Origin of the sequence: Herbaspirillum frisingense GSF30, assembly GCF_000300975.2 — a bacterium.
In the GTDB taxonomy this organism is placed as follows: domain Bacteria; phylum Pseudomonadota; class Gammaproteobacteria; order Burkholderiales; family Burkholderiaceae_D; genus Herbaspirillum; species Herbaspirillum frisingense.
The window spans coordinates 1-24,932 of record NZ_AEEC02000023.1 but is presented as its reverse complement, the minus strand read 5'-3'; the positions used below and the strand labels follow the sequence as shown (position 1 = coordinate 24,932).

Here is a 24,932-nt window from a genome sequence, read left to right as displayed (position 1 = left end):
ATCAGAAGAACTTGCGCAAGTCCATGCCACTGTAGAGGCTGGCCACGTCGTTATAGCCGTTGAACATCAGGGTCTTGCGCTTGGGCGCGAAGAAGCCATCCTCGCCGATGCGGCGCTCGGAAGCCTGCGACCATCGTGGATGGTCAACGTTCGGATTGACGTTCGAATAGAAGCCGTATTCCTGGGGGGCATACATGTTCCAGGCAGTCTTGGGCTCGTCCTTGACGAAACGGATCTTGACGATGGACTTGGCCGACTTGAAGCCATACTTCCACGGCACGATGATGCGCACCGGCGCACCGTTCTGGTTGGGCAGCACTTCCCCGTACATGCCCAGCGTCAGCAGGGTCAGCGGGTGATTGGCTTCATCCATGCGCAGGCCTTCGCGGTAGGGCCAGTTCAGGATGGGATCGCTGATGCCGGGCATCTGCTTCTTGTCGGCCAGGGTGACGAATTCGACGTACTTGGCATTGCCGGTCGGCTCGGCCTTCTTGATCAGGGCCGAGAGCGAATAGCCGATCCAGGGGATCACCATCGACCAGCCTTCGACGCAGCGCAGGCGATAGATACGTTCTTCCAGCGGGGCCAGTTTGGTCAGTGCATCAAGGTCTAAAGTGAAGGGTTTCTTCACCTCGCCTTCGATGTCGATGGTCCAGGGCGCCGTCTTCAGAGTCCCGGCGTTCTTGGCCGGGTCGGCCTTGTCGGTCCCGAACTCGTAGAAGTTGTTGTAGCTGGTGGCGTCCTTGTAGGCAGTCTGCTTGTCCATCACCGCGTAGGCGTTATTGAGCTTGGCCGGCAGCTTGCGCCCCTGCTGGGCAAAAGCCTGCGGCAGCGCGCCCATGCCGCCGGCCAGCGCCGCACCGGCCGCCACGCGGGCCATGAAGCTGCGGCGCGACAGATAGACATCCTGCGGCGTGATCTCGGATGCGGTCGGAATCTCGATCTGGTCGGGACGAATCTTGATCAGCATGGTGCGCTCCGGCAAAAAAGGGTGGAGGCAAGGTCTGGGCCTTGCCGATGTGAAGCCATGGTAAAAGTCAGGCGGTGACAGTCAGGTGGCAATTTCATGACAATTTTGTCATGAAGAAAAAGTCCGCCATTGCTAGAATCAACAGCATTTTCCTGCATCTTGCCCGCCTTTGCAGCGGCACACCACTCCCCTATGGCCATCCTGGTAATCGAAGACGACCCCAAGACCGGAGACTACCTGCGCAAGGGCCTGCGCGAATCCGGCTATGTCGTCGACCTGGCCCGCACCGGCACCGACGGCCTGCACCTGGCGCTGGAACAGGATTACGACCTGGTGGTGCTGGACGTGATGCTGCCCGGCCTGGACGGCTGGCAGGTGATGAGCGCACTGCGCAGCAAGCGCGACCTGCCGGTCCTCTTCCTGACCGCCAAGGACCATGTCGACGACCGTATCCGCGGCCTGCAACTGGGCGCCGACGACTACCTGGTCAAACCCTTCTCCTTCACCGAACTGGTGCTGCGCATCCGCACCCTGCTTCGACGTGGCGTCACCCGCGAAGCCGAAGTCTACGAGATCGCCGACCTGCAACTCGATCACATCCGCCACAAGGTCACGCGCCAGGGCATCCACATCGCGCTCACCAACAAGGAATTCATGCTGCTGCACCTGCTCATCAAGCGCCAGGGCGAAGCCTTGTCGCGCAGCGTGATCGCATCCCAGATCTGGGACATGAACTTCGACAGCGATACCAATGTGGTGGACGTCGCCATCAAGCGCCTGCGCGCCAAGATCGATGCGCCCTTCGAAAAGAAGCTGATCCACACCGTGCGCAGCGTCGGCTACATGTTCTCCGAGGAGCCATGAACGCCGCCGCTCCGGTGTCGCCGCCGGTCCGTGGCTGGACCCTGACCGCCCGCGTCACCGCCCTGTTCGCGCTGATGACCAGCCTGGTCGTCACCGGCCTGGGTTTCTACCTCGACCGCGCCGCCAGCGACGCCCTGTCACTGCGGGCCGACCAGGCGCTGATCGGTCGCGTCGAACACTTCCGCAACCTGATGCACGACCTCTACAACGTCGAGCAGATGGAACAACGGCCCGCCCTCTTCGAGAGCATGATGGGCAATGAGCAGGACGTACGCATCTTCCGGCGCCTGGGTGAAGCCCCCTTCATCCAGAGCAACCCCGACCATCTCACGCCGCCCACCATGACGCCGCTACCGGTGCGCACGCCCGTCACCTCGGCCAGCCTGCTGACCAGTGAACGCGCCGATGGCGTGCGCGTGCGCTGGGTCTCGGCCCTGGCCGATGTCGGCAAGGGCGGGAAGGATGGCAAGGATGGAGAAGTGGTCGAGATCGTCGCCGCCTATGTGATGGTGCAGGAAGACCAGATGATGCGCAGCTACCGCTGGCGCATCGCCGGCGCCGCCACCGGGGCGATCGTGCTGACCGCACTGCTGGGCTTCCTGCTGCTGCGGCGCGGCCTGCAACCACTGGAAGCCATGAGCCAGCGCGCCGCCCAGATCACCCCGGACCACCTGTCGGCGCGGCTGGAGCAGCACGGCATGCCGGCCGAACTACGTCGCGTGGCCCTGTCCTTCAATGCCATGCTGGACCGGCTGGAAGCCGGCTACGACCACCTGGCCCAGTTCTCCGGCGACCTGGCCCATGAAATCCGCACCCCCATCAATGTGTTGATGGGCCAGAGCCAGGTTGCCCTGGGCCAGCGCCGTACGCCGGAAGAGTACGAGCAGTTGCTGGAATCGAACGTGGAAGAATTGCAGCGCCTGGCGCGCATCGTCGAAAACATCCTGTTCCTGGCCCAGGCCGACCACGCCACCCTGGCGGTGGACTGCACCAGCTTCGACCTGCAGGAAGAACTGGGCAAGATCACGGACTACTTCGAAGGGATTGCCGATGAACGCGGCATGCGCTTCGAACTGCAGGCACAGGGCACATGCCATGCCAACCTGGTCATGTGGCGCCGCGCCGTGAGCAATCTGGTCATCAATGCGGTGCGCTATGGCGAGGCCGACAGCGTCATCCGCATCGCCGCCGAGAGCGATGCCAACGGCAGCCACATCCTGGTGGACAACCGCAGCGACGCGGTCACTGCGCAGGTGATGGCGCGCATGTTCGACCGTTTCTACCGTGGCGACCGCTCACGCAGCGCCTTTACCGAATCCAACGGCCTGGGCCTGGCCATCGTCAAGGCCATCATGGCCCTGCACAGAGGCACGGCCACCGTATCCAGCCCGCAACCGGGCTGGATACGCCTCAACCTCAGCTTCGCGCCGGCGACGCAGGCACCACTGCCACCACCTCTTCAGCCTGCGGCGAGCTGAGTGACTCCTGCGCAGCCTGCGCCGCCAGTTCGGCCTCGCGGGCTTCGGCCTCGCGACGCAGCTTTTGCGCCGCCGAGGCGCGGGTGAAGATGATCTTGAGCGCTGCCATCACCGGCACCGACAGGAAGATACCGGCCACCCCACCCAGCTGGTCACCGGCCAGCAGGCCCAGGATCACCATCAGCGGACTCACTTCCACCCCCTCGCTCATCAGATAGGGATTGAGCACGTAGTCCTGGAACACCCGATACGCCACGATGAAGCCGACCAGCCACAGCAGGTGGTCATAACCGCTGAAACCGGCCACCACCAGCGCCGCCGCACTGGCCGCCAGCGGCCCGGCGAAGGGGATGAATTCCAGCACCGCCGCCAGGCCTGCCAGCAACATCGCGTACGGTACACCCATCAACGAAAAGGCGATGCTATAGGCCACGAAGGTGGCAATGGAGAGGAACAGCAAGGCCCGCACGTAGCGCGAGAGCAGCACGTCGAGGTCCTTGATGATGCCGTCCCACAGCTTGCGGTTGGAACGGTTCATCCAGGACAGCATCTCGTCGCGCATGGCCGGCGCCTCCTTGATCAACAGGAAGCTGATCACCGGCACCAGCACCAGGTAGATCAGGTTGCTGGCCGCGTGCATCACGCCCACACCGAACTGCTTGGCCAGCGGCATGGCCTGGTCGGTCCCATTGGCCAACTGGTCGCGCACGAAGCCCAGGATGCGGGCGCGCAAGGGCTCGGCGAAGCCCGGCAAGGGCAGCTTGGCCACTGCGTCATTGGAGCGCAGCAGTGCCGGCAACTGCTCGGACAGGCGCAACGCCTCCTCCTGGATACGCGCGCCGAAAATGGTCGCCACCGCCGCCACGATGCCGATGGCCAGCACGAACACCACGGCAATGGACACCGTGCGCGGCACCCTGGGCGGACGCACCCGTTCGATCTGCTCCACCAACGGATAGACCAGATAACTGAAGAAGACGGCGAACACCAGCACCAGCACGGTGGCCGAAATGGTATAGGTGACGTAGAGCAGCAACGCCACCAGGAAGACGGTCCAGACGATCCTGGCCACGCGGAAATCGAAACCCAGCATAAAATTCATCCTCGGAAATGGAAAGGCCATGCAGCCGTACAGCCGTGCAGCATGGAACCCCTCCCGGCCGACATGCTGCGCCTCTGGCCATAATGACTGCGCCAGCCACGGCACGACTCATCGATCCTACGGATGAGCTGCAAATGGACCTTATTTGATCCGCGTCAGGTTTCGTATCAGCCAAATTCTTCAGTAGCTGTAGGAAAGAGTGAAAATAACTTCATGCAGCGCAACACTGGGCCGCGTCTTGAGGAACCGGGAAGTCCACAGGACGCGAAGCTTTCGTGACGTTTCGTTCACACCCCCGTCGAGCACCGCAGACCACCACCTCCCCGCACAACCGCGCCGGGAGCGGGTCATTCTCATCCGTGATGACTGTTATCAGGAATTACGCAACTGCCTGACATTGCGATGGGACAAGCAATTGTTTTAAATTTCAGTAATTACTGAAATTTCAAAATATACGAACATGGAAAACAACGTACTCAGCCCGCTCATGCAGCGCTTCATCAGCCATTTCGGCGAAATGGGCAGCCGCTGGGGCATCAATCGCACGGTCGGCCAGATCTACGCCCTGCTCTACATCTGCGGGCGGGCACTCAATGCCGACGAGATTGCCGAGTACCTCAGTTTTTCGCGCTCCAACGTCAGCATGGGCCTCAAGGAGCTGCAGTCCTGGCGCCTGGTGAAGTTGCTGCACAAGCCGGGCGACCGGCGTGAATACTTCGAACCGCCCGGCGATATCTGGGACATCTTCAAGGTGCTGCTGGAAGAACGCCGCCGCCGCGAGATCGAACCCACCCTGTCCATGCTGCGCGACGCCCTGCTGGAGTCGCCTGGCGGACGCGACGACAAGGAAGTCCAGAAGCGCATGCGCGAGATGTATGAACTGATCGAACTGTCCAGTTCCTGGTTCGACGACGTCCAGCGCCTGTCGCCCGAAACACTGGTATCGCTGATGAAGATGGGCTCCAAGGTCAAGAAGCTGCTCGATGTACGCGACAAGTTCCGCGTCGGCGGCGCCAACGAGAAGGAATAAGCGTCATGCAAGTCACGCAAACACCCCGCAAATGGCAATGGCCACGCCTGACCCAGCTACCGCTGGGCGTCGAGATCACCCTGCTGCTGATCATCAAGATCGGCCTGATCACGGTCCTGGCCAAGACCTTCTTCGCCCATCCCGAAGCCAAGCACATGCGCATGCCGCTGCAAAGCGTGGAGCAGCGCATGCTGGCGCCGTCGCCGGCCGCCACGCCGGGCGCTCTCCCCCTTCCCGCCAGTTCCTCAAGCCCAGCCAATTCCGCATTACCTGAAGCCACAAAACAACCGGAGTAACCCAACATGGTCCCCATCGATGAAGTCGTCTCGCTGTCACGGCTGCAGTTTGCCGTCACGGCGCTCTATCACTTCCTGTTCGTTCCCCTCACGCTAGGCCTGTCCTGGATCCTGGTCATCATGGAGTCGGTCTACGTCATGACCGGCAACCAGATCTACAAGGACATGACCCGCTTCTGGGGCAAGCTGTTCGGCATCAACTTCGCCATGGGCGTGGCCACCGGCATCACCCTGGAATTCCAGTTCGGCACCAACTGGTCCTACTATTCGCACTACGTCGGTGACATCTTCGGCACGCCACTGGCCATCGAAGGGTTGATGGCCTTCTTCCTCGAATCGACCTTCGTCGGCCTGTTCTTCTTCGGCTGGGACAAGCTCTCCCGCAAGCAGCACCTGATCGTCACCGTGCTGGTGGCGCTGGGCTCGAACCTGTCGGCGCTGTGGATCCTGATCGCCAACGGCTGGATGAACAATCCGGTGGGCGCGGAATTCAACTTCGAGACCATGCGTATGGAACTGGTCAGCATGACCGAGGTGATCTTCAACCCGGTGGCGCAGGTCAAGTTCGTACACACCGTGGCCGCCGGTTACGTGACGGCATCGATGTTCGTGCTGGGCGTCTCCGCCTGGTACTTGCTCAAGGCCCGCGACACCGCCTTCGCGCTGCGCTCCTTTGCGGTGGCTGCAGGCTTCGGCCTGGCCGCCACGCTCTCGGTGATCGTGCTGGGGGATGAATCCGGCTACACCGCCGGTGAAGTCAACAAGGTCAAGCTGGCCGCCATCGAAGCCGAGTGGGACACCCACCCTGCCCCGGCCGGTCTGACTCTCTTCGGCCTGCCCAATGACAAGGAAGAACGCACCGACTACGCCGTCAAGATTCCCTACGTGCTGGGCCTGATCGCAACCCGCTCGGCCGATACCCAGGTGCTGGGCATCAAGGATCTGAAGAAGGAGCATGAAGTCCGCATCCGCAACGGCATGCTGGCCTATGCCGCGCTGACCCGGCTGAAGTCCGGCGACAAGTCGCCCGAAGCCCGCGCCGAGTTCGACAAGCTCAAGAAGGACCTGGGCTACGGCCTGCTGTTGAAGAAGTACACCAACAACGTGGTCGATGCCACGCCGGAGCAGATCAGCATGGCTGTGAACGACACCATCCCCAAGGTCGCGCCGCTGTTCTGGGCCTTCCGCGGCATGGTGGCGCTGGGCTTCCTGTTCCTGTTCATCTTCGCCGCCTCGTTCTGGTTCCTGGCCAAGAAGCAACTGGCTCCGCAACGCTGGCTGCTGCGCCTGGCCGTGATCGCTATCCCGCTGCCCTGGATCGCCGCCGAACTGGGCTGGATCGTAGCCGAATACGGCCGCCAGCCCTGGACCATTGCCGGCATCCTGCCGACCCACCTGTCGGCCTCCTCGCTGCAGCCGGGCAGCCTCTACTTCAGCCTGGCCGGCTTCATCCTGTTCTATACCTTCCTGCTGGTGGTGGAAATGATCCTGATGGTGAAGTATGCCCGCCTTGGCCCCAGCAGCCTGCATACCGGCCAATACCACTGGGAAACCAAGGGCCGCGAAAACGGCCCCGACGATGTCCTGCCGCCGCCCCTGAATCCGTCGGCCAATGCCGGCAGCCACTAAGCCACCAGAAGAAATGAGGAAAGCAGAATGATCTTCGATTACGAAACACTCAAGCTGATCTGGTGGGCCTTCGTCGGCGTACTCATCATCGGCTTTGCGCTCACCGACGGCTTCGACTTCGGCGTGGGCATGATGTTGCCCTTTGCCGGCCGCACCGATACCGAACGGCGCATCCTGATCAACTCCATCGGCCCCACCTGGGAAGGCAACCAGACCTGGTTCATCACCGCCGGCGGCGCCACCTTCGCGGCCTGGCCGCTGGTGTATGCCACCGCCTTCTCGGGCTTCTACATCGCCCTGATGGTGTTGCTGTTCTCGCTGTTCTTCCGCCCGGTCGGTTTCGACTACCGCAGCAAGGTGGCCGATCCGCGCTGGCGCAATGCCTGGGACTGGGGCCTGTTCATCGGTGGCTTCGTGCCGCCGCTGATCTGTGGCGTAGCCTTCGGCAACCTGCTGCTGGGTGTTCCCTTCCACTATGACGACACCATGCGGGTCGAATACACCGGCAGCTTCTTCGCCCTGTTGAACCCCTTCGGCCTGCTGGCCGGCCTGTTGTCGGTGGCCATGCTGCTGATGCATGGCGCCGCCTTTGCCTTCGTCAAGACCGATGCCGTGGTGGCCGAACGTTCGCGCAAGACCATCATGGGCGCCGCCCTGGCGACCGTCCTGCTGTTCGTGGCCGGCGGCTTCTGGGTGGCCCAGATGCCGGGCTACCGCATCACCTCCATGCCGGATGCCAACAGTGCCTTCACTCCCCTGGCCAAGACCGTGGAAGTGGTCGCGGGCGCCTGGTTCGACAACTACGCCAAGTGGCCCGTGACCAAGCTGTTCCCGGCGCTGGGCGTGGCCGGTGCGGTGCTGGCAGCGCTGTTGGCCATGGTGCGCAGTGCCCGCCTGGCCTTCGTTGCCAGCGGCCTGTCGGTGACCGGCATCATCCTGACCGCCGGCATGTCGCTGTTCCCCTTCATCATGCCTTCCTCGCTGGATGCGAAGAGCAGCCTGACCCTGTGGGATTCGGTATCCAGCCACAAGACCCTGGGCCTGATGTTCTGGATGGTGCTGATCTTCCTGCCGCTGATCATTCTCTACACCGGCTGGGTGTATCGCGTGGTCAAGGGCAAGGTCACGGCCAAGGACATTCACGACAACGAACATACGGCGTATTGATTGCGCGCAATCGCAAACTGGAACAAGGAGAACATCATGTGGTATTTCGCCTGGATACTCGGCATTGGCCTGGCGCTGGCCTTCGGCATCATCAATGTCATGTGGCTGGAGGCCAACTACGCCTTCGGGCGCCGCAAGGCTGAGGAAACCCACGAGCGCTTCGCCAGCGCCCGCGCGGCGGAAAAGCAGCGGCGCAACGGCAAGTAGGCTCGGAGGAGCAAGCCGGTAGCCCTGCTACCGGCTTTTTTTCAACCCGCTTCGAGGTCATCATGCCTGCATCGCGCTTCCAGCACACCGAAGAGATCGCTCCTGCCCCCCGCCACTGGGCCCTGCTGCCCGGCGCCGGTTTCGCCGACAGCTTCCGCATCCGGCTTACGCCGCAACTGGCACAGTTGAACACTACCGAGATCACCGCCAGGATGATGGCCGCGCAACCGGCCTGGATCAGCGCCCTGCTGGCGCTGCGCGACCGACTGGTGGCACCGCTGGGCTTGAAGCGCGCATCGGACAACGGCGCACCGGCGGGTTTCCCGCTGCTGATGGCCGAGCCGCGCCGGGTGGTGATGGGGCTCGATGACAGCCACCTCGACTTCCGTCTCTGTGTGGAAAAGTCATCCGGCCATGCTGTGGAGGCGACCAGTGATGCCAATGAGGTCGGCAATGTCGGCGATATCGACGATGTCGGCGACCAGTGGCTGACCGTCACCACCGTCGTACGAACCAAGCGCTGGCTGGGCGAGTTTTATCTGGCCGCAATCATGCCCTTCCACCGTTGCGTGGCCCGCACCCTGCTGCAAGGGTTGCTGCGGGCACCTGGTCGGGCAGACTGACCGGCAAGCCGCAAACGACAATCGCCGCTGGGACCGAAGTCGCAGCGGCGATTTTTTCATCCGCGCTTCCCGTAAAGGGAAGCGCTTGCATCAACGGATCAGACCAGGTTCAGGGTCACGTTGATGTTGTCGCGGGTGGCGTTGGAGTACGGGCAGACTTGGTGAGCCTTGTTCACCAGGTCTTGCGCCACGGCCTTGTCCACGCCCGGCAGCGAGATGTTGAGCTCGGCTTCGATGCCGAAGCCGCCCGGGATCTGGCCGATGCCGACCTTGCCGGTGATGCTGGCGTCAGCCGGCAGGGCAACCTTGGCCTGGCCGGCGACGAACTTCAGCGCGCCCAGGAAGCAAGCCGAATAACCGGCGGCAAACAGTTGTTCCGGGTTGGTGCCGTTACCGCCGGCGCCGCCCAGTTCCTTGGGGGTCGACAGCTTGACGTCCAGGACGCCGTCGGAGGACTTGGCAGAACCTTCACGGCCGCCGGTAGCGGTAGCGGTGGCGGTGTACAGGGCTTTTTCGATCTTGTTGGAGGGCATGGTCTTTCCTTTCAATGTTCAGGTTAAAACCCTAGCGGGTTCCGTTTGAGGGGCATGGCGTCGAAAGATTCGCTTTCGATCACCATCGACTTGCTAAATCATCCTGCTACTTCAGCGACTTCTGCTACTGCGTGATGCGTGAATGACGTGTGATGCTTTCGTTTTGCTGCCTGCTGCGATAATGCTATAAATAATTCACTATATTATTGCGCACAATATAAAAGCCAGCGTAACAGGTGCGATCACTGCTCTTCGGCGCCATACAAACCCTTGCGGACTTCCTTCAGTTCCACCACAAGCTGCCTGACCTGATCCAGCGAGGGCAACATGCAGCTCATCTGCAGCGGCACGGCCTTGGCTTTTTCGCGCAGGGCGCGGCCGGCATCGCTCAGGCTCACCACCACCCGGCGCTCGTCACCGGCGTCGCGGTTACGATGCAACAAACCCATCGTTTCCATGCGCTTGAGCAGCGGGGTAAGCGTACCAGAATCCAGGAACAGGCGGCTGCCCAGCTCCGATACGGTTACCTGATCCCTTTCCCACAAGACCATCATCACCAGGTATTGCGGGTAGGTGATGTCCAGCGGCGCCAGGATCTTCTTGTAGGCCTTGGTCATTGCCAACGACGCAGAGTACATCGCGAAACAGAGCTGGTTGTCGAGAAGCAGGGCTTCGTCGATCAAGGCATCCGGTAGCGTCGTTGTGTGCGTCTTGTCCATGGATCGAATATTAAACCGCTCAAAATTAAATTGCAAGCGATTTAATTTGAAAAATCTTGAGTGTGTTGTTCAAGGCCATACAACTGCCGTGCAACTTCCGTCTCCACAAATGGGTATCATGCAGCCCTGCTGCTGTTTATCTGCTTACCATCTATCTCCGTTCCCTGACCCGCCCTATGCCTGCCGCCCGCAATCCCCTGCACTCCCTGGACCTGTTCTGCAAGGTCGTCGACAACTATGGGGACATCGGCATCTGCTGGCGGCTGGCGCGGCAACTGGCGCATGAACATGGCCTGGCGGTGCGCCTGTGGGTCGATGATCTGGTCAGCTTTCGCCGCATCTGGCCGGAAGTGCAGACCGATGCCGCCACCCAGGAGCTGGCCGGCGTGACCGTGCAGCACTGGCGCGGGCAGGATGGCCATTATGGGCCAGCCGACGTGGCTGATATCGTCATCGAGTTCTTCGGCTGCGAGATCCCGCCTGGCTACGTAGAGGCCATGGCACAGCGTCCGGTCAAGCCGGTCTGGTTCAACCTGGAAGGCTTGTCGGCCGAAACCTGGGTCGAGGGGTGCCACACCCTGCCCTCCCCGCATCGTTCGCTGAAGCTGACCAAATATTTCTTCTTCCCCGGCTTCAACCAGCGTACCGGCGGCCTCACGGTCGAGGCCGGACTGGAAGCGCAACGGCAGGCTTTCCTGGCCAGCAACGCAGGTCCCGCCCTGCTGGCGCGCCTGGGCGTGACAGCCCAGGAGGCGCAAGCCTGCAAGGTCTCGCTGTTCTGCTATGACTACGCGCCCATCCGCGAACTGTTTGCAAGCTGGCAAGATTCACCGGTGCCGGTCACCTGCCTCGTCCCCGAAGGCGTGGGTCGCGCCGTGGTCGAGGATTTCCTGGCTGCCCCCATGGTTCCCGGCGCAGGCGCCACGCGCGGCGCCCTGAGCGTGCGGGTGCTGCCCTTCGTGGCCCAGACCGACTACGACCGCCTGCTCTGGAGCTGTGACCTCAATTTTGTCCGGGGTGAAGATTCCTTCGTACGCGCCCAGTGGGCCGGCAAGCCCTTCATCTGGAATATCTATCACCAGGACAAGAACCTTCACCATATCAAGCTCAACGCCTTCCTGAAGATCTACCACCCTGCCACGGCTGCCGTTGCCGACCTGAACCGGGCCTGGAACGGCGCCTATCCCGGCAAACTCGACTGGCATGCCAACTGGCGCGCGCTGCAGACCGAACTGCCGGTCGTGACCGAGGCTGCAGGGCAGTGGCTGCAGGAGATGTTGGCAAATGGCGACTGGATGGACAATTTGCTCCGCTTCGCCCGTCAGCTGGTCGAGCAAGAGTGGAACAGCGCTGAAAATGGGTTAAAATAGCGGGCTACAGTTTTAACGCAGTTTGGCATTCAATCGTACGTGGGCTTGCGGTGAAGTTTTACCAGTGGGCTACTGACAGTTTGAAAAAACCTACTTTTCACGACACATCGCTATGAAATTTGCAAAAGAAATCCGCGTCGGCAACATCATTATGGTCGACAGCAAGCCCATGATCGTCCTGCGCTCGGACGTCAACGGTTCTTCCCGTACCGGCTTCACCTACAAGTGGAAGATGAAGAACCTGCTGACCAACAGCCCCCAGGAAAGCGTCTTCCGTGGCGACGACAAGTTCGACGTCGTGGTGCTGGACAAGAAGCCGGTGACCTACTCGTACTTCGCTGACCCGCTGTACGTCTTCATGGACGAAGAGTACAACCAGTACGAAATCGAAGGCGAGAACATGGGCGACGCCATCGGCTACCTGAAGGACGGCATGCAGTGCGAAGCCGTGTTTTATGACGGCAAGGCCATCTCGGTCGAAATGCCCACCACCATCGTGCGCAAGGTTGCCTACTCGGAACCGGCCGTCAAGGGCAACACCTCGGGCAACGTCCTGAAGGAAGCCAAGATCGAAAACGCCATCGAAGCCAACCAGATCGTCGTGATGGTGCCGCTGTTCGTGAGCCAGGATGACGACATCGAAATCGACACCCGCACCAACGAATACAAGAAGGTCGTGCGCGGCTGATCCTTGCCGATGCCAATAAAAAACGCTGCCTCGTGCAGCGTTTTTTTATGCCTCTTCAGCCACCATCCCGGCGGTCTTCCGCAGTCAATTCCCGCTCTTTACCCGCGCCAGGTCGCGTGCCGCCGCCTGTCCTTCGGCACTGGCCCAGAACGCCTTGTCCGCCGCCTGGATACGCTTGGCCGAATTTTCCATATGCAGCAAGGCCGCCGTACGTGCCGCGTCGGCATCGCCCGCGCTGATGGCCGCAGCCAGCGCCGCATGCTCGGCGCGCACCTGTTGCACGAACTCGCTGCTGCGCGCCTCGTTCATCCGTGCCACGCGGATGGCGGCATGCAGGAACTGGCTCAGGAACTGCACCAGCGAGGTATAGAGCGGATTATGCGAAGCATTGGAAATGGCAGCATGGAAGGCGAAGTCTTCCTGCACGCCATCGCGGCCGGCGGCGGCAGCGGCATCGATGGCCTGCAAGGCCAGCTGGATGGCCTGGTTCTGCGCCTTGCTGCGGCGCTGCGCGGCCAGCGCCGCCATCTCACCCTCGACCCCACGCCGCAACTCGATCACCCGCAGCACGGCCTGGATGGAATCGCGGCCATCATCCCCGCCCAGATCGAGCCGGAACGGCGTGGTCTGGGTCACCGGCAACACGACCGTCCCGCTGCCCCGCCGCGAACCGACCAGGCCTTCTGACTTCAGCCGCGAAATCGCCTCGCGGATCACCGTGCGGCTCACCGCAAAGCGTTCGGTCAGCTCCATCTCCGAAGGCAGGCGCGCATCAGGTGCAAACTCGCCGCCCCGGATCTGCTGCGCCAGAACGCTGGTGACATGGTCAGCCAGCGTGGTCTTGCCGCGCACGTTCGCCGCCATCGATGCGAGGGCCGATCCCTGCGGCCTGGAGGAGGAGGATGTCTTCATGGCGCGCATGATACCGCGCCATCTTTGGCTTTTGCGACTTCTTTCAAACGCGCGCAAAGTTGTATTACAACTTTGCTATAATCGCAGTCGAACAACGGGCAGATAGCCCAGATACTGCAACCATGCGCCTGGTGCCAGGTCCCCCGACCCAGACCAGCGACCACAGACCACGAGGAGAACACATGCATATCGTCATCACCGGCGGCGCCGGCTTCCTGGGCAGCCGACTGGCACGCCAGCTGCTGCAGCGCGGCACCCTCACCGGCCGCGACGGCCAGCAGCAGGAGATCAAGCGCATCACCCTGCTGGACGTGGTGCCGGCCCAGGGCTTCAATGATCCGCGCATTGAAGCGGTCACCGGTGACATCGCCGACGCCGCCGTGATCGAGCGCGTCATCACCGCCGAGACGCAATCCATCTTCCACCTGGCCGCCATCGTCAGCGGCCACGCCGAGGCTGACTTCGACCTGGGCATGAAGATCAACTTCGACGCCACCCGCGTCATCCTGGAACGTGCCCGCGCCGTCGGCAGCAAGCCGCGCGTGGTGTTCACCAGCTCGGTGGCGGTGTTCGGTGGCGAACTGCCGGCCGTGGTGCCGGACAACACCCTGCTGATGCCGCAAAGTTCCTACGGTGCGCAAAAGGTGATGGGCGAACTGCTGGTGCAGGATTATTCACGCAAGGGTTTCATCGACGGTCGCGCCCTGCGCATGCCCACCATCTCGGTGCGCCCGGGCGCGCCCAACAAGGCGGCCTCCAGCTTTGCCTCCGGCATCATCCGCGAACCGCTCAATGGCCAGCCCTCGGTCTGCCCGGTCACGCCGGACACCCGCATGTGGCTGATGTCGCCGCGCCAGGCCATCGCCAACCTGATCCACGGTCATGAAATCAATGGCGCGGATCTGGGCCTGGCACGCTTCCTGTCCATCGACGGCCTGTGCGTCACCGTCAAGGACATGGTCGATGCCCTGGAACAGGTGGCCGGTGCGGACGTGGTCAAACTGATCGAATGGAAGGAAGACGAAGCCATCAAGCGCATCGTCAACTCCTGGCCCGGCCAGTTCGAAGCCAAGCGCGCCAAAGCGCTGGGCTTCACCGCAGATGCCAGCTTCGCCGACATCATCCGCGCCCATATCGAGGATGAAGTAAAGAAGTGAGGAAGTGAGCAGCAAGTGAAGTGACTAGCTGCAGCTCTCCATGCAGCAACATGAAAGATAGAGCAAGGGACGACCCGCAGGTCGTCCCTTTTCGTTTGCAGCCTCTCCGGGTGGCTTACTGCGCCTTGCCCAGCATGTTGAAGATGCTGGAGAAGTCCAGCTTGCCGGCGCCATTCATGCTGTGGATGTCATACAGATTGCGGGCCGCCGCCCCCAGCGGGATGGCGCAGTTGGTCGCCAGCGCGTTTTCCACGGCCAGGCCCAGGTCCTTCAGCATCAGGTCCACACCGAAGCCGCCGGCATAGCCCTTGGAAGCCGGCGCGGTATCCATCACGCCGGGGCAAGGGTTATAGACTTCCAGCGTCCAGTTGCGCCCGGAGCTCTTGGACATGATCTCCGACAACACCTTGGGGTCCATGCCATTGGCAATGCCCAGGCGGATGGCTTCCGAGGTCCCGATCATCAGGATGCCCAGGAGCATGTTGTTGCAGACCTTGACGGTCTGGCCGCTGCCGCTCTCGCCGGCATGGTAGATGGCCTTTCCCATCTTCTGCAGATAGGGCTGGGCCGCCTCGAAGGCTTGCAGGCTGCCGCCCACCATGAAGGTCAAGGTGCCGGCGGTGGCGCCATTGGTGCCACCGGAGACCGGCGCATCCAGCATCTCGAACCCGCGCTCCCGGGCCGCTGCGGCCACCTTGCGTGCCGCTTCCGGCGCGATGGTGGAACAGTCGATCAAGAGCGTGCCCGGCCGGGCCGCGGCCAGCACACCGGCCTCGCCCAGGTAGAGCGATTCCACGTGCCGGCTGGCCGGCAGCATGGTGATGACCACGTCGGCCTTGGCCACCGCCGCCATGGAATCGGCTTCGGTCTTGCCGCCGGTCTGGACCAGCTTGTCCACGCTGGCCTTGACCAGGTCATGACCGCTGACCGAGAAGCCGGCCTTGACCAGGTTCTGCGCCATCGGCAACCCCATGTTGCCCAGGCCGATGAAGACGATGTTGGCGCTCATGCTGCTCTCCTCACTTCAGGGTGATGGTGGTGTTGACCTGGCCAGCCTCTTCATCGGGCGCATACCAGCGCGCGGTGACGGTCTTGGTCTGGGTCCAGAAGGTGACCGCCTGCTTGCCGTTGGGACCGAGGTCGCCCAGCTTGGAAGCACGCGAACCGGTGAAGCTGAAGTAGGCCACCGGCACCGGGATGGGCACGTTGATGCCGACCTGGCCGACGTCGATCTCGTTCTGGAACTTGCGCGCCGCATAACCGGAGCTGGTGAAGATGGAGGTGCCGTTGCCGTTCGGATTGGCGTTGATGAAGGCAATCGCCTCGTCCAGCGTCTCCAGTTCCACGATGCACATGGCCGGGCCAAAGATTTCCTGGGTGTAGATATCCATCTCGGGCTTGACGCCGGTGAAGACGGTGGGGCCGACGAAGTTGCCCTTCTCGTTACCGGCCACGGTGCAATTGCGGCCATCCAGCAGCAGATTGGCACCCTGCTCCACACCACGGGCGATCAGGCGTTCCACACGCTCCTTGGCGGCCTTGGAGACCAGCGGGCCGACATCAGCCTTGCGGTCGGTACCGGGACCGACCTTCATGGCCTTGGAGCGTTCGACGATCTCGGGAATCCACTCGCGGGTCTGACCCACCAGCACCACCACCGAGTTGGCCATGCAGCGCTGGCCGGCCGCACCGAAGGCCGCACCCAGCAGGTTGTTGATGGCCTGGTCCTTGGGCGCATCGGGCAGCACGATGCAGTGGTTCTTGGCGCCCATCATGCACTGGGCGCGCTTGCCGGCTTCGCTGGCGCGACGGTAGATATGGGTGCCGACATGGGTGGAACCGATGAAGGAGACCGCCTTGATATCCGGATGGTCGCAGATCATGTTGGCCACGTCGGGGCCGCCATGCACCACGTTGAGCACGCCCGGCGGCAGGCCGGCCTGGTTGGCCAGTTCGACCAGGAACAGCGACGAAGTGGGGTCCTGTTCGGACGGCTTCAACACGAAGGTATTGCCGCAGGCCACGGCGATGGGGAACATGAAGCAAGGCAGCATCACCGGGAAGTTGAAGGCGGTGATGCCCGCCCCCACGCCCAGCGGCTGGTACAGGGTGTAGACGTCCACGCCGCCGGCCACGTTCTCGGCCAGCTCGCCCAGCTGCAGGGAGGTGATCGAGCAGGCGTGCTCCACCACTTCCAGGCCGCGCATGACTTCGCCTTCGGCGTCCGGCAGGGTCTTGCCGTGTTCACGGGTGATCAGTTCGGCCAGCGGGGCGATGTTCTCGCGCAGCAGTTGCTGGAACTTGAGCATGATGCGCATGCGCTGCGCCAGCGAGGTATTGCGCCAGGTCTTGAAGGTTTCCTTGGCGTTGGCGACGGCGCGATCGACTTCTTCCTTGGTGGCGAAGGGAACGCGGGCCACCACTTCCTGGGTGGCCGGGTTCAGCACGTCGCGCCACTCCTTGGAAGTGGACTGCACCTTTTCACCGTTGAGGTAGAGGGGAACGTTGGGGATATTGGCTTGGCTCATTGCAGTTTCCAGTGTGAAGAGGTGATGAGAGGTAGGGAGAGCACGGCCGGGAGCAGCGCTCCCGGCTTGACCGATTACTGCTTGACCAGCGGGCAGGCCGCATCCATCGGACGGAAGGCCTGCTGCGCCGGGATCACCGACAGCAGTTTCAGGTAATCCCAGGCGCCCTTGGATTCGGCCGGGGTCTTGACCTGGTACAGGTACATGTCGTGGATCACGCGGCCATCGGGACGGATGGAGGCATTGCGCATGACGGCGTCGGAGATCGGAATCTCGCGCATCTTCTGCGAAACCACCTTCCAGTCGGAGGTCTTGGCGGCAGAGCGCGCCTTCAGGAACTGATAGACGCTGGAATAGACACCGGCCTGCACCATGGTCGGCTTGATGTTCTTGAACTGCGATTCGAAGCGCTTGGAGAAGGCGCGCGTCTGCTCGTCGTAATCCCAGTAGAACCCATCGGTATAGACCAGCCCCTGTGCCGCCTCCAGGCCCAGCGCATGCACATCCGACAGGAACACCAGCAGCGCCACCAGACGCTGGTCCTTGCCGCCGATGGCGAACGAGCGCGCCTGCTTGATGGCGTTGACCACGTCGGTGCCACCATCGGCCAGGCCGATCACCTGTGCCTTGGACGCCTGCGCCTGCAGCAGGAAGGACGAGAAGTCCGAGGCGTTCAGCGGGTGGCGCACCGAACCTACCACCGTGCCGCCATTGGCCTTGACCACATCGGAGGCATCCTTCTCCAGCGAATGACCGAAGGCATAGTCCACCGTCACGAAGTACCAGGACTTGTTGCCCAGCTTGGTCAGCGCCGCCGCTGCACCGGCGGCCTGGGAGTAGGTATCGAACATCCAGTGGAAGCCGTTGGGCGCGCATTCGGCGGTGGTCAGCGCGCCGGTGGCCGGGCCGCTGTACATGGCGATGCCGCCCTTGTCCTTGATCAGTTTCTGCACTGCCAGCGCCACCGAGGAATTGGTCAGGTCGGCGATGGCCTCGACCTTGTCGCGATCCAGCCATTCGCGGGCACGGGTCACGCCCACGTCGGGCTTGTTCTGGTTGTCAGCCGAGAGCACCTCGATCTTCATGCCCTTGCATTCGTTCTTGAGGCAATCCTCCACGGCCATCTTGGCCGCCACCACCGAGCCCTGGCCGCCCATGGCCGAATACGGGCCGGACATGTCGGTCAGCACACCGATCTTGACCGTGTTGGCATCCTGCGCCATGGCATTGGTGACGGGCGCCACGCTGGCCACCAGCGAAACGGTACAGGCCACCGCAGCGGCCGAGAGGGAACGGCCGAAAGCGTTCTTGCGCATCTTGTCTCCTTGATCTTGTGATTGTTGTCGGCCCGCCCGGTGGGTATCGATGTGCTCGATATCCCGATGCCGGGCCTTGCCGTGATCCTCCTGCCGCCTGGCGACCTCTGCACCACTTGGGTGCCATTGCGGCATCGCTATTCTGCATGTGCGTATTTATCGATACAATAACCACAAAGACAAAACACTTTTGCATCAATGCAAATCCAAGATCAGGAAAAGCCATGGAGACGAGATGCTGGACTGGGACAACCTGAGGGTCTTCCTCGAACTCACGCGCAGCCAGGGGCTGGTGGATGCGGCCAAGAAATTGGGCATCGACCACTCCACCGTCTCGCGCCGGATGAAGCGCTTCGAGGAACAGGTCGGCAGCCAGCTGTTCGACCGCAACAACCACGGCTACAAGCTGACCGCCGACGGCTATCGGCTGGTGCAATACGCCGAACAGGTGGAAAGCACCCTCTACGCTGCCACCGAGGAACTGGGCGGCCACAACAGCAAGCTCTCCGGCCAGGTACGCCTGGGTGCCACCGAAGGTTTCGGCACCTACGTCCTGGCGCCGCACATTGCCCACTTCTGCGCCCGCAATCCGCATATCACGGTGGACATGCTGCCCATGCCGCGCTTCGTGAACCTGTCCAAGCACGAGGCCGACATCAGCGTCTCCATCGAGCGTCCCTTGTCGGGTAATTACGTGGTCACAAAACTGTCCGACTATGTCCTGAAGCTTTATGCTTCACGTGAGTACCTGGCCCAGCACCCGACCATTCACACCGTGTCTGATCTGGCGCAACATAACTTCATCGGCTACATCGACGATCTGGTCTTCAGTGAAGAATTGCGCTACAAGGATACGGTGGCGCCGGACGCCTTCCGCGCCTTCCGCAGCACCAGCGTGGTGGCGCAGTACACGGCGGCCTGCGCCGGGCGCGCGCTGGCGATCCTGCCCTGCTTCCTGGCCCAGCAGTCCGAGCAACTGGTGCCGGTGCTGCCCGACGAGATCGCCATCACGCGCACCTTCTGGCTGGTGGCCTCCAGCGAGCAGCGGCATGTGGCGCGGGTCTCGGCGCTGTGGAGTTATCTGCGCGAATGCGTGGAGCTCAACCGCGACTTCCTGATGGGCCAGTCGCGGCAGATGCGCTGGCTGGACTCGCCGTAGATCGACAAGACATCCGTTCCAACCCGGCCGCTGCGCGCCCTCCCCGCGCCCGGTGGTCCTTCCCCCAAGGAGATGATGATGGCTGCAAAGAAAATCCTGCTGTTGACCGGTGATTTCGCCGAAGACTACGAAACCATGGTGCCCTTCCAGGCGCTGCAGATGGTGGGCCACACCGTACACGCGGTGTGCCCCGGCAAGAAGGCCGGCGACAAGGTCAAGACCGCCATCCACGACTTCGAAGGCGACCAGACCTATACCGAGAAACCCGGCCACCAGTTCGCCCTCAACGCCAGCTTCGACGAGGTCAGCGCGGCCGGCTACGACGCCCTGGTGGTGGCCGGTGGCCGCGCCCCAGAATACCTGCGCCTGAATCCCAAGGTGATCGAACTGGTGCAGGCCTTCGCCAAGGCCGACAAGCCCATCGCCGCCGTCTGCCACGGTCCGCAGGTGCTGGCTGCCGCCGGCGTGCTGGAAGGCAAGAAGGTCTCGGCCTACCCGGCCTGCGCACCCGAGGTGAAACTGGCCGGTGGACACTTCGCCGACATCGCCGTAGATGCCGCCATCACGGATGGCAAGCTGGTCACCGCCCCGGCATGGCCCGCCCACCCCGCCTGGCTCGCACAATTCCTGCAGGTGCTGGGGACGCGCATCGAACTCTGAAGACAGCTGTAGCCGTGACGAAAGCGCATCCCGCGGGCTGCGCTTTTTTCATGCCCAACGAAAGATCATTCGCATTTCCATATGAGCAATTGTGAGGAAGAAGATCGTTGATGAACAAGGCTTCATTCCACAGGGAAAGATTGCCAGAATGAATTTTACTCACGTTTTGACATATCGCAATCAGTCCCAGGCGGTGGGTGTCGCGTTCGCGTTATAAAGCTAGCCTTTCTCGTTGCACGGCGTGCAACCGGAAACGCGTCTGCAAGTTCGGCAGGCGACACCCACGCAGCTGGAGAACAAATCAGATGATCGTCGTGCACATCCTGGACGGCTGACCCGGCCACCCGCCAGGCGTGTCCCTGCCTGATCCGACCCGACGGATTGCCGAAGCACCGGACCACTCATTCCCATTCACACCCACGCCGTCCACAGGCCCATCCGGCCCGCGGACCGGGCATCGTTTTGCCATTGCCATCGTCTTACGCCTATGAAGATCAACGACTTGCCCCAGGACCTGGTCCCTCGTGTCGACCAAGGTGCCTCCCCATCCCTCGATCCGTCCCACGATCTGCCCCACCACCGCACCAGCCAGGCCAAGCCGCCCGTCCTGCTCCATCCAAAGGCCGGCCTCATCGGCACGGCGGCCGATGACGAAGCCGGGTACCCCTTCCCGGCCCAGGCCACGCTCATGTCCAGTACCGACACCAGCAGCGTGCTGACCTATGCCAACTCCAGCTTCGTCGACATCAGCGGCTTTTCCCGCGACCAGCTGATCGGCCAGCCACACAATATCGTTCGCCATCCTGACATGCCGCGTGAAGCTTTCGCCGACATGTGGGCCACCCTGCGGCAGGGACAGGCCTGGACCGCCGTGGTCAAGAACCGCCGCGCCGACGGCCATCATTACTGGGTCCGCGCCAACGTCGCGCCGATCCGCCGGGGCGGCCAGATCCGCGGCTTCCTGTCAGTGCGCACCCGCCCCTCGACTGCCGAAATCAGCGCGGCGGCGGCACTCTATCGCCGCTTCCGCGAGGGCCGCGCCCAGGGGCTGCACTTCTGTCAGGGCCTGGTGGTCCGCCGGGGATTATGGTCGTGGACGCGGCTGGGCCAGCTCATGCCGGTACGCTGGCGCCTCCGACTGGCTCTGGGTGCCGTTGCCGTGACGACCATCGGGGCCCAGGCGCTGCTGAATGCACCGCTGCTGCCGCTGACCGTGAGCCTGCTGCCGGCACTGGGCGTGGCCGGCTGGTGGCTGGAACGACGCCTGGCTGCGCCGCTGGCGCTGGTACTGCAACAGGCCAAGGCGGTCGCCTGCGGCCAGCCGGCCCAGACCCAGGGCCTGGACCGCATCGACGAGATCGGACAGCTGCTGCGTGCGGTCAACCAGGCCGGGCTGAACCTGCGCGCCCTGATCGACGATGTTTCCGCCCAGCTCGCTGGACTCGATCAAGCCAATCACCAGATCGCCGACGACAACGCCGACCTGCGCCAGCGCACCGCCGCCACCCATGCCCATCTGCAGCAGACCGCCGCGGCGGCCGAGCAGATGTCGGTGGCGGTACGGCATAGCGCCGACACGGCTCAGGCCGCCCATGCCCAGGCGCAACAGACCAGCGAGGCGGCCGCGCAGGGGCGCGAGATCGTGATGCAGGTGGTGCAGACCATGCACGAAATCGCCCAGTCCTCGACCCAGATCGGCGAGATCAATGGCCTCATCGACAGCATCGCCTTCCAGACCAACATCCTGGCCCTGAACGCGGCCGTCGAAGCCGCCCGCGCCGGTGAGGCCGGACGAGGCTTTGCCGTGGTGGCGGCCGAAGTGCGCACCCTTGCCCAGCGCAGCGCCAACGCCGCGCGCGAGATCAAGGCCCTGATCAGCCAGAGCGTGGCCAAGAGCCAGGCCGGTGCCACCCGCGCCGAGCAGGCAGGCACGGCCATCGATGGCATCGTCAGCGAGGTGGATGGCATGCGCAGCCTGATCGGCGACATCTCCAGCAGCGCGATCGAACAAAGCCAGGGTGTGGCCCAGGTCAGCGAATCGGCCCTGATGCTGGACCGCATGACCCAGCAGAACGCCGACATGGTCGAGCACTCCGCCGCCGCCGTGGCCGCCATGCAGGAACGCATGGCCACCTTGCGCCAGGCGATCAAGGTGTTCGAGCACGACTGACGCCCCTCCCCGCCACCTCTGCAGCCCTCCCCCGGGCTGGCGGCGGAACCGCTAGAATCGCGGTTCCGCTGCGTTTTTCGCCGAGAACACAATATCGGCGGCGCTGGCCCGTCTTCAGGGCATGCAGCCCACTTCCCTACTCTCCCCGATGAGCGACCAGGACCGCGAGATCACCGCCACCGTCATGCGCGAGCGCAGCCGGCTGGGCGGCTTCATCCGCCGCCGGGTGGCCGACGCGGGCGAAGCCGAAGACATCCTGCAGGAAGTGTTCTATGAATTCGTCCAGGCCTACCGCCTGCCGGAGCCTATCGAACAGGTCAGCGCCTGGCTGTTCAGGGTGGCGCGCAACCGCATCATCGACCGCTTCCGCAAGAAGAAGGAAGAACCGCTGCCCGAGTCCCGCGATGCCGAAGACCTCGACGGCGCCGACCAGGCCTGGCGACTGGACCTGCTGCTTCCGGCCAGCGAAGACGGACCGGAGGCGGCCTATGCCCGCGCCGCCCTGATCACTGCCTTGCAGGAAGCGCTGGAGGAATTGCCCGAGGCGCAGCGCGAGGTCTTCATCGCGCACGAACTCGATGGCAAGAGTTTCAAGGAAATGGCTGCCGACAGTGGCACCAGCCTCAATACCCTGCTGGCGCGCAAGCGCTACGCCGTCCTGCACCTGCGCGAACGCCTGCAGGCGGTCTATGACGAATTGGAGATGTAATGGAACACATGGAAGACAAGCAGACCGATCAAGGACCGGATCACCGCCCCCGGCGTCACCGTGGCGGTCGTGGCTGGTGGCTGGGCAAGCTGGCGCTCTGCGTGCTGATCCTGCCGCTGCTGGGCGTGGTGGTGATGCTGCTCTGGAACTGGGTGATGCCGCCGATTTTCCCCGGGGTCAACCCGATCGGCTTCTGGCGCGCGCTGGGCCTGCTGGCCTTGTGCCGGATACTGTTCGGTGGTTTCCGGGGCCGCCACGGCGGCTGGCAGGAGAAGCGCCGCTTCATGCGCGCACGCTGGGAAGCCATGACACCCGAAGAACGTGAACGCTGCGGACGTCGCGGCCGCATGTTCTGCCGTGGTCGCGACGAACGCTGAGCCCGGCCGTAAAGGACGAACGACTAGCGATTACCAACGACCCACGAAGGCGTCCCCTTCTCCAGGAAGGCCCGCAAACCCTCCCGTCCCTCGTCCGATGCGCGCAGGTCGGCGATGACCCCGGCGGTGTATTCCGACAGCGCCGGCGTGACCTGCAGGGGATTGGCCACCTGCACCAGTTGCTTGGCCGCGCGCATGGCCTGCGGCCCGTTGGCCAGCAAGGTATCGATCAATTGCAGCACCTTGCCGTCGAGCTCGGAGGCCAGCACCACTTCATGGACCAGGCCGATGGCAGCGGCGCGCACGGCGGAAAAACGCTCGCCCGAGACGAAGAAGCGCCTGGCCTGCGACACCCCCATCTTGGCGATCACATAGGGGCTGATGGCCGCTGGCGCCAGGCCCAGCTTGACCTCCGAGAGCGCGAAGAAGGCCGCTTCCGACGCCACCACGATATCGCAGCACGACACCAGCCCCACGCCCCCGCCCATGACCGCGCCCTGCACCTTGGCCAGGGTCGGTGCCGGGAAGCCGTTGAGGGTTTCCATCAGCAACGCCAGCTTGCGGGCGTCGCGCAGGTTGTCCTCGCGCGAAGCATCGGCCATGCGCCGCATCCAGGCCAGGTCGGCACCGGCCGAGAAGGATTTGCCGGTCGAGCTCAGCAACAGCAGTCGGGTGCGTGGATCATCGCGGGCCTGGGTGATCAGGTCGATCAGCAGCGCGATCAACTGGTCGTCGAAGGCGTTGTGCACGTCCGGCCGGTTCAGCGTGAGCGTGGCCAGGCCACGGGAATCGATGTCGAGATGGGCTGCGCTGCTCATGGGGGCTCCTGTGATCTGTCTGACCTTGCATTGGTGACGAAGGTCAGGGTGCGGGGAGGATAGCGCAAAAAAGGGGGGAGTGAATGTTATGGCGGAGACAAATGCGCGCGGGCGGGGCTGGGGGGTGAGGAGGGATTCGGCCGCCAAACAAAAAAGCCCGCTTGCGCGGGCTTCAGTTGACTGGGTCGGCCTGGATTGCTTTCGGTGCGCGTTCAGTCGTCGGCTAACGCTCGCTGCGCGAGCGAGGGATTCGCCCACGTGCCGCGGGCCCGGTTTCGCTTGCAAGCGAAACCCTTCGAATCCCCCCGCGATGTGCTCAAGCACATCGCTAGGTGACGCCAAACAAAAAAGCCCGCTTGCGCGGGCTTTTTTATCTGGCGTCCCCTGGGGGATTCGAACCCCCGTACTCACCGTGAAAGGGTGATGTCCTAGGCCTCTAGACGAAGGGGA

25 protein-coding genes are annotated in these 24,932 nt (G+C 63.1%); 16 read left to right on the top strand and 9 right to left on the bottom strand.

The genetic code is table 11. From position 1 onward, the window contains the following. Nucleotide 1 precedes the first annotated feature (1 nt). A complete protein-coding gene (gene msrP / locus HFRIS_RS15895; RefSeq protein WP_006464430.1) occupies nt 2–970 on the bottom strand; it encodes a protein-methionine-sulfoxide reductase catalytic subunit MsrP in 969 nt (322 codons plus the stop codon). 192 nt (nt 971–1,162) lie between these two features. Here msrP and HFRIS_RS15890 point away from each other — a divergent pair, with 192 nt between their 5' ends. Continuing rightward, nucleotides 1,163–1,834: a heavy metal response regulator transcription factor gene (locus tag HFRIS_RS15890; RefSeq protein WP_006464429.1), complete on the top strand. Its 672-nt coding sequence runs from the start codon at nt 1,163–1,165 to the stop codon at nt 1,832–1,834. Beyond that, nucleotides 1,831–3,312 (top strand): heavy metal sensor histidine kinase, encoded by a 1,482-nt coding sequence (locus HFRIS_RS15885; RefSeq protein WP_006464428.1) that lies wholly within the window; start codon nt 1,831–1,833, stop codon nt 3,310–3,312. The genes HFRIS_RS15890 and HFRIS_RS15885 overlap by 4 nt, the downstream gene beginning before the upstream one ends. On the opposite strand, the gene HFRIS_RS15880 is transcribed toward HFRIS_RS15885, so the two are convergent. Beyond that, a complete protein-coding gene (locus HFRIS_RS15880) occupies nt 3,251–4,405 on the bottom strand; it encodes an AI-2E family transporter (protein ID WP_006464427.1) in 1,155 nt (384 codons plus the stop codon). The two genes, HFRIS_RS15885 and HFRIS_RS15880, sit on opposite strands and share 62 nt — an antisense overlap. Before the next feature lie 469 nt (nt 4,406–4,874). On the opposite strand from HFRIS_RS15880, the gene HFRIS_RS15875 reads away from it, so the two are divergent. From HFRIS_RS15875 to HFRIS_RS15850, 6 genes are all read left to right on the top strand, one after another. Next, nucleotides 4,875–5,444: a GbsR/MarR family transcriptional regulator gene (locus tag HFRIS_RS15875; protein ID WP_006464426.1), complete on the top strand. Its 570-nt coding sequence runs from the start codon at nt 4,875–4,877 to the stop codon at nt 5,442–5,444. Between the two features lie 5 nt (nt 5,445–5,449). Further along, nucleotides 5,450–5,740: a hypothetical protein gene (locus tag HFRIS_RS15870; RefSeq protein ID WP_006464425.1), complete on the top strand. Its 291-nt coding sequence runs from the start codon at nt 5,450–5,452 to the stop codon at nt 5,738–5,740. Between the two features lie 6 nt (nt 5,741–5,746). Beyond that, on the top strand, nt 5,747–7,369 hold the full coding sequence (locus HFRIS_RS15865) for a cytochrome ubiquinol oxidase subunit I (protein WP_006464424.1): 1,623 nt from the start codon (nt 5,747–5,749) through the stop codon (nt 7,367–7,369). A 27-nt stretch (nt 7,370–7,396) separates the two neighbouring features. Next, nucleotides 7,397–8,536 carry a cytochrome d ubiquinol oxidase subunit II gene (gene cydB, locus HFRIS_RS15860; protein ID WP_006464423.1) on the top strand — a complete coding sequence of 380 codons (1,140 nt, stop codon included), beginning with the start codon at nt 7,397–7,399 and terminating at the stop codon, nt 8,534–8,536. A 36-nt stretch (nt 8,537–8,572) separates the two neighbouring features. After that, entirely contained in the window at nt 8,573–8,743 is a 171-nt protein-coding gene (gene cydX, locus HFRIS_RS24935; protein ID WP_006464422.1) for a cytochrome bd-I oxidase subunit CydX, read from the top strand. A 62-nt stretch (nt 8,744–8,805) separates the two neighbouring features. After that, nucleotides 8,806–9,366: a DUF2867 domain-containing protein gene (locus HFRIS_RS15850; protein WP_006464421.1), complete on the top strand. Its 561-nt coding sequence runs from the start codon at nt 8,806–8,808 to the stop codon at nt 9,364–9,366. A 98-nt stretch (nt 9,367–9,464) separates the two neighbouring features. On the opposite strand, the gene HFRIS_RS15845 is transcribed toward HFRIS_RS15850, so the two are convergent. After that, entirely contained in the window at nt 9,465–9,899 is a 435-nt protein-coding gene (locus HFRIS_RS15845) for an organic hydroperoxide resistance protein (protein WP_006464419.1), read from the bottom strand. Nucleotides 9,900–10,141: 242 nt separating this feature from the next. After that, nucleotides 10,142–10,618 (bottom strand): MarR family winged helix-turn-helix transcriptional regulator, encoded by a 477-nt coding sequence (locus HFRIS_RS15840; RefSeq protein WP_167331828.1) that lies wholly within the window; start codon nt 10,616–10,618, stop codon nt 10,142–10,144. 176 nt (nt 10,619–10,794) lie between these two features. On the opposite strand from HFRIS_RS15840, the gene earP reads away from it, so the two are divergent. Both earP and HFRIS_RS15830 read left to right on the top strand, forming a co-directional pair. Then, nucleotides 10,795–11,988, top strand: coding sequence for an elongation factor P maturation arginine rhamnosyltransferase EarP (gene earP / locus HFRIS_RS15835; RefSeq protein ID WP_006464415.1), 1,194 nt, complete (start codon nt 10,795–10,797; stop codon nt 11,986–11,988). Between the two features lie 112 nt (nt 11,989–12,100). Further along, nucleotides 12,101–12,676 carry an elongation factor P gene (locus HFRIS_RS15830; RefSeq protein WP_006464413.1) on the top strand — a complete coding sequence of 192 codons (576 nt, stop codon included), beginning with the start codon at nt 12,101–12,103 and terminating at the stop codon, nt 12,674–12,676. A gap of 84 nt (nt 12,677–12,760) precedes the next feature. Here the strand turns inward: HFRIS_RS15830 and HFRIS_RS15825 are convergent, their stop codons facing one another. Beyond that, complete coding sequence (locus HFRIS_RS15825) at nt 12,761–13,597, bottom strand: FadR/GntR family transcriptional regulator (protein ID WP_039876045.1); 837 nt, start codon at nt 13,595–13,597, stop codon at nt 12,761–12,763. Nucleotides 13,598–13,770: 173 nt separating this feature from the next. Between HFRIS_RS15825 and denD the strand changes: the two genes are divergently transcribed. After that, a complete protein-coding gene (gene denD, locus HFRIS_RS15820; protein WP_006464409.1) occupies nt 13,771–14,745 on the top strand; it encodes a D-erythronate dehydrogenase in 975 nt (324 codons plus the stop codon). Between the two features lie 115 nt (nt 14,746–14,860). Here denD and mmsB read toward each other — a convergent pair whose 3' ends face one another. The 3 genes from mmsB to HFRIS_RS15805 all read right to left on the bottom strand — a co-directional run bounded on the left by mmsB (nt 14,861) and on the right by HFRIS_RS15805 (nt 18,589). Next, complete coding sequence (gene mmsB, locus HFRIS_RS15815) at nt 14,861–15,754, bottom strand: 3-hydroxyisobutyrate dehydrogenase (protein WP_006464408.1); 894 nt, start codon at nt 15,752–15,754, stop codon at nt 14,861–14,863. A 10-nt stretch (nt 15,755–15,764) separates the two neighbouring features. Continuing rightward, the gene (locus HFRIS_RS15810) at nt 15,765–17,273 is read right to left on the bottom strand and encodes a CoA-acylating methylmalonate-semialdehyde dehydrogenase (RefSeq protein ID WP_006464407.1); all 1,509 of its coding nucleotides are present in this window, start codon (nt 17,271–17,273) and stop codon (nt 15,765–15,767) included. Between the two features lie 74 nt (nt 17,274–17,347). Further along, entirely contained in the window at nt 17,348–18,589 is a 1,242-nt protein-coding gene (locus HFRIS_RS15805; protein WP_006464406.1) for an ABC transporter substrate-binding protein, read from the bottom strand. 235 nt (nt 18,590–18,824) lie between these two features. On the opposite strand from HFRIS_RS15805, the gene HFRIS_RS15800 reads away from it, so the two are divergent. From HFRIS_RS15800 to HFRIS_RS15780, 5 genes are all read left to right on the top strand, one after another. Then, nucleotides 18,825–19,748: a LysR family transcriptional regulator gene (locus tag HFRIS_RS15800; protein ID WP_006464405.1), complete on the top strand. Its 924-nt coding sequence runs from the start codon at nt 18,825–18,827 to the stop codon at nt 19,746–19,748. A 78-nt stretch (nt 19,749–19,826) separates the two neighbouring features. Then, on the top strand, nt 19,827–20,408 hold the full coding sequence (locus HFRIS_RS15795) for a DJ-1/PfpI family protein (protein WP_006464404.1): 582 nt from the start codon (nt 19,827–19,829) through the stop codon (nt 20,406–20,408). 487 nt (nt 20,409–20,895) lie between these two features. Then, a complete protein-coding gene (locus HFRIS_RS15790; protein WP_006464403.1) occupies nt 20,896–22,578 on the top strand; it encodes a methyl-accepting chemotaxis protein in 1,683 nt (560 codons plus the stop codon). 121 nt (nt 22,579–22,699) lie between these two features. Then, nucleotides 22,700–23,287: an RNA polymerase sigma factor gene (locus HFRIS_RS15785; RefSeq protein ID WP_006464402.1), complete on the top strand. Its 588-nt coding sequence runs from the start codon at nt 22,700–22,702 to the stop codon at nt 23,285–23,287. Continuing rightward, nucleotides 23,287–23,664 (top strand): hypothetical protein, encoded by a 378-nt coding sequence (locus HFRIS_RS15780; RefSeq protein ID WP_006464401.1) that lies wholly within the window; start codon nt 23,287–23,289, stop codon nt 23,662–23,664. The genes HFRIS_RS15785 and HFRIS_RS15780 overlap by 1 nt, the downstream gene beginning before the upstream one ends. Before the next feature lie 23 nt (nt 23,665–23,687). Here the strand turns inward: HFRIS_RS15780 and HFRIS_RS15775 are convergent, their stop codons facing one another. Further along, nucleotides 23,688–24,482, bottom strand: coding sequence for an enoyl-CoA hydratase-related protein (locus HFRIS_RS15775; protein WP_006464400.1), 795 nt, complete (start codon nt 24,480–24,482; stop codon nt 23,688–23,690). Nucleotides 24,483–24,932 lie beyond the last annotated feature (450 nt).

Excerpts from the sequence above, each read along its gene's own strand:
- cydX (WP_006464422.1), top strand. The coding sequence starts at position 8,573 with ATGTGGTATTTCGCCTGGATACTCGGCATTGGCCTGGCGCTGGCCTTC.
- HFRIS_RS15790 (WP_006464403.1), top strand. The coding sequence starts at position 20,896 with ATGAAGATCAACGACTTGCCCCAGGACCTGGTCCCTCGTGTCGACCAA.
- denD (WP_006464409.1), top strand. The coding sequence starts at position 13,771 with ATGCATATCGTCATCACCGGCGGCGCCGGCTTCCTGGGCAGCCGACTG.
- HFRIS_RS15795 (WP_006464404.1), top strand. The coding sequence starts at position 19,827 with ATGGCTGCAAAGAAAATCCTGCTGTTGACCGGTGATTTCGCCGAAGAC.
- HFRIS_RS15800 (WP_006464405.1), top strand. The coding sequence starts at position 18,825 with ATGCTGGACTGGGACAACCTGAGGGTCTTCCTCGAACTCACGCGCAGC.
- HFRIS_RS15870 (WP_006464425.1), top strand. The coding sequence starts at position 5,450 with ATGCAAGTCACGCAAACACCCCGCAAATGGCAATGGCCACGCCTGACC.
- HFRIS_RS15830 (WP_006464413.1), top strand. The coding sequence starts at position 12,101 with ATGAAATTTGCAAAAGAAATCCGCGTCGGCAACATCATTATGGTCGAC.
- HFRIS_RS15805 (WP_006464406.1), bottom strand. The coding sequence starts at position 18,589 with ATGCGCAAGAACGCTTTCGGCCGTTCCCTCTCGGCCGCTGCGGTGGCC.
- HFRIS_RS15865 (WP_006464424.1), top strand. The coding sequence starts at position 5,747 with ATGGTCCCCATCGATGAAGTCGTCTCGCTGTCACGGCTGCAGTTTGCC.
- HFRIS_RS15880 (WP_006464427.1), bottom strand. The coding sequence starts at position 4,405 with ATGCTGGGTTTCGATTTCCGCGTGGCCAGGATCGTCTGGACCGTCTTC.
- msrP (WP_006464430.1), bottom strand. The coding sequence starts at position 970 with ATGCTGATCAAGATTCGTCCCGACCAGATCGAGATTCCGACCGCATCC.
- HFRIS_RS15810 (WP_006464407.1), bottom strand. The coding sequence starts at position 17,273 with ATGAGCCAAGCCAATATCCCCAACGTTCCCCTCTACCTCAACGGTGAA.
- HFRIS_RS15840 (WP_167331828.1), bottom strand. The coding sequence starts at position 10,618 with ATGGACAAGACGCACACAACGACGCTACCGGATGCCTTGATCGACGAA.
- cydB (WP_006464423.1), top strand. The coding sequence starts at position 7,397 with ATGATCTTCGATTACGAAACACTCAAGCTGATCTGGTGGGCCTTCGTC.
- HFRIS_RS15890 (WP_006464429.1), top strand. The coding sequence starts at position 1,163 with ATGGCCATCCTGGTAATCGAAGACGACCCCAAGACCGGAGACTACCTG.
- earP (WP_006464415.1), top strand. The coding sequence starts at position 10,795 with ATGCCTGCCGCCCGCAATCCCCTGCACTCCCTGGACCTGTTCTGCAAG.
- HFRIS_RS15850 (WP_006464421.1), top strand. The coding sequence starts at position 8,806 with ATGCCTGCATCGCGCTTCCAGCACACCGAAGAGATCGCTCCTGCCCCC.
- HFRIS_RS15775 (WP_006464400.1), bottom strand. The coding sequence starts at position 24,482 with ATGAGCAGCGCAGCCCATCTCGACATCGATTCCCGTGGCCTGGCCACG.
- HFRIS_RS15785 (WP_006464402.1), top strand. The coding sequence starts at position 22,700 with ATGCAGCCCACTTCCCTACTCTCCCCGATGAGCGACCAGGACCGCGAG.
- mmsB (WP_006464408.1), bottom strand. The coding sequence starts at position 15,754 with ATGAGCGCCAACATCGTCTTCATCGGCCTGGGCAACATGGGGTTGCCG.
- HFRIS_RS15845 (WP_006464419.1), bottom strand. The coding sequence starts at position 9,899 with ATGCCCTCCAACAAGATCGAAAAAGCCCTGTACACCGCCACCGCTACC.
- HFRIS_RS15780 (WP_006464401.1), top strand. The coding sequence starts at position 23,287 with ATGGAACACATGGAAGACAAGCAGACCGATCAAGGACCGGATCACCGC.
- HFRIS_RS15825 (WP_039876045.1), bottom strand. The coding sequence starts at position 13,597 with ATGCGCGCCATGAAGACATCCTCCTCCTCCAGGCCGCAGGGATCGGCC.
- HFRIS_RS15875 (WP_006464426.1), top strand. The coding sequence starts at position 4,875 with ATGGAAAACAACGTACTCAGCCCGCTCATGCAGCGCTTCATCAGCCAT.
- HFRIS_RS15885 (WP_006464428.1), top strand. The coding sequence starts at position 1,831 with ATGAACGCCGCCGCTCCGGTGTCGCCGCCGGTCCGTGGCTGGACCCTG.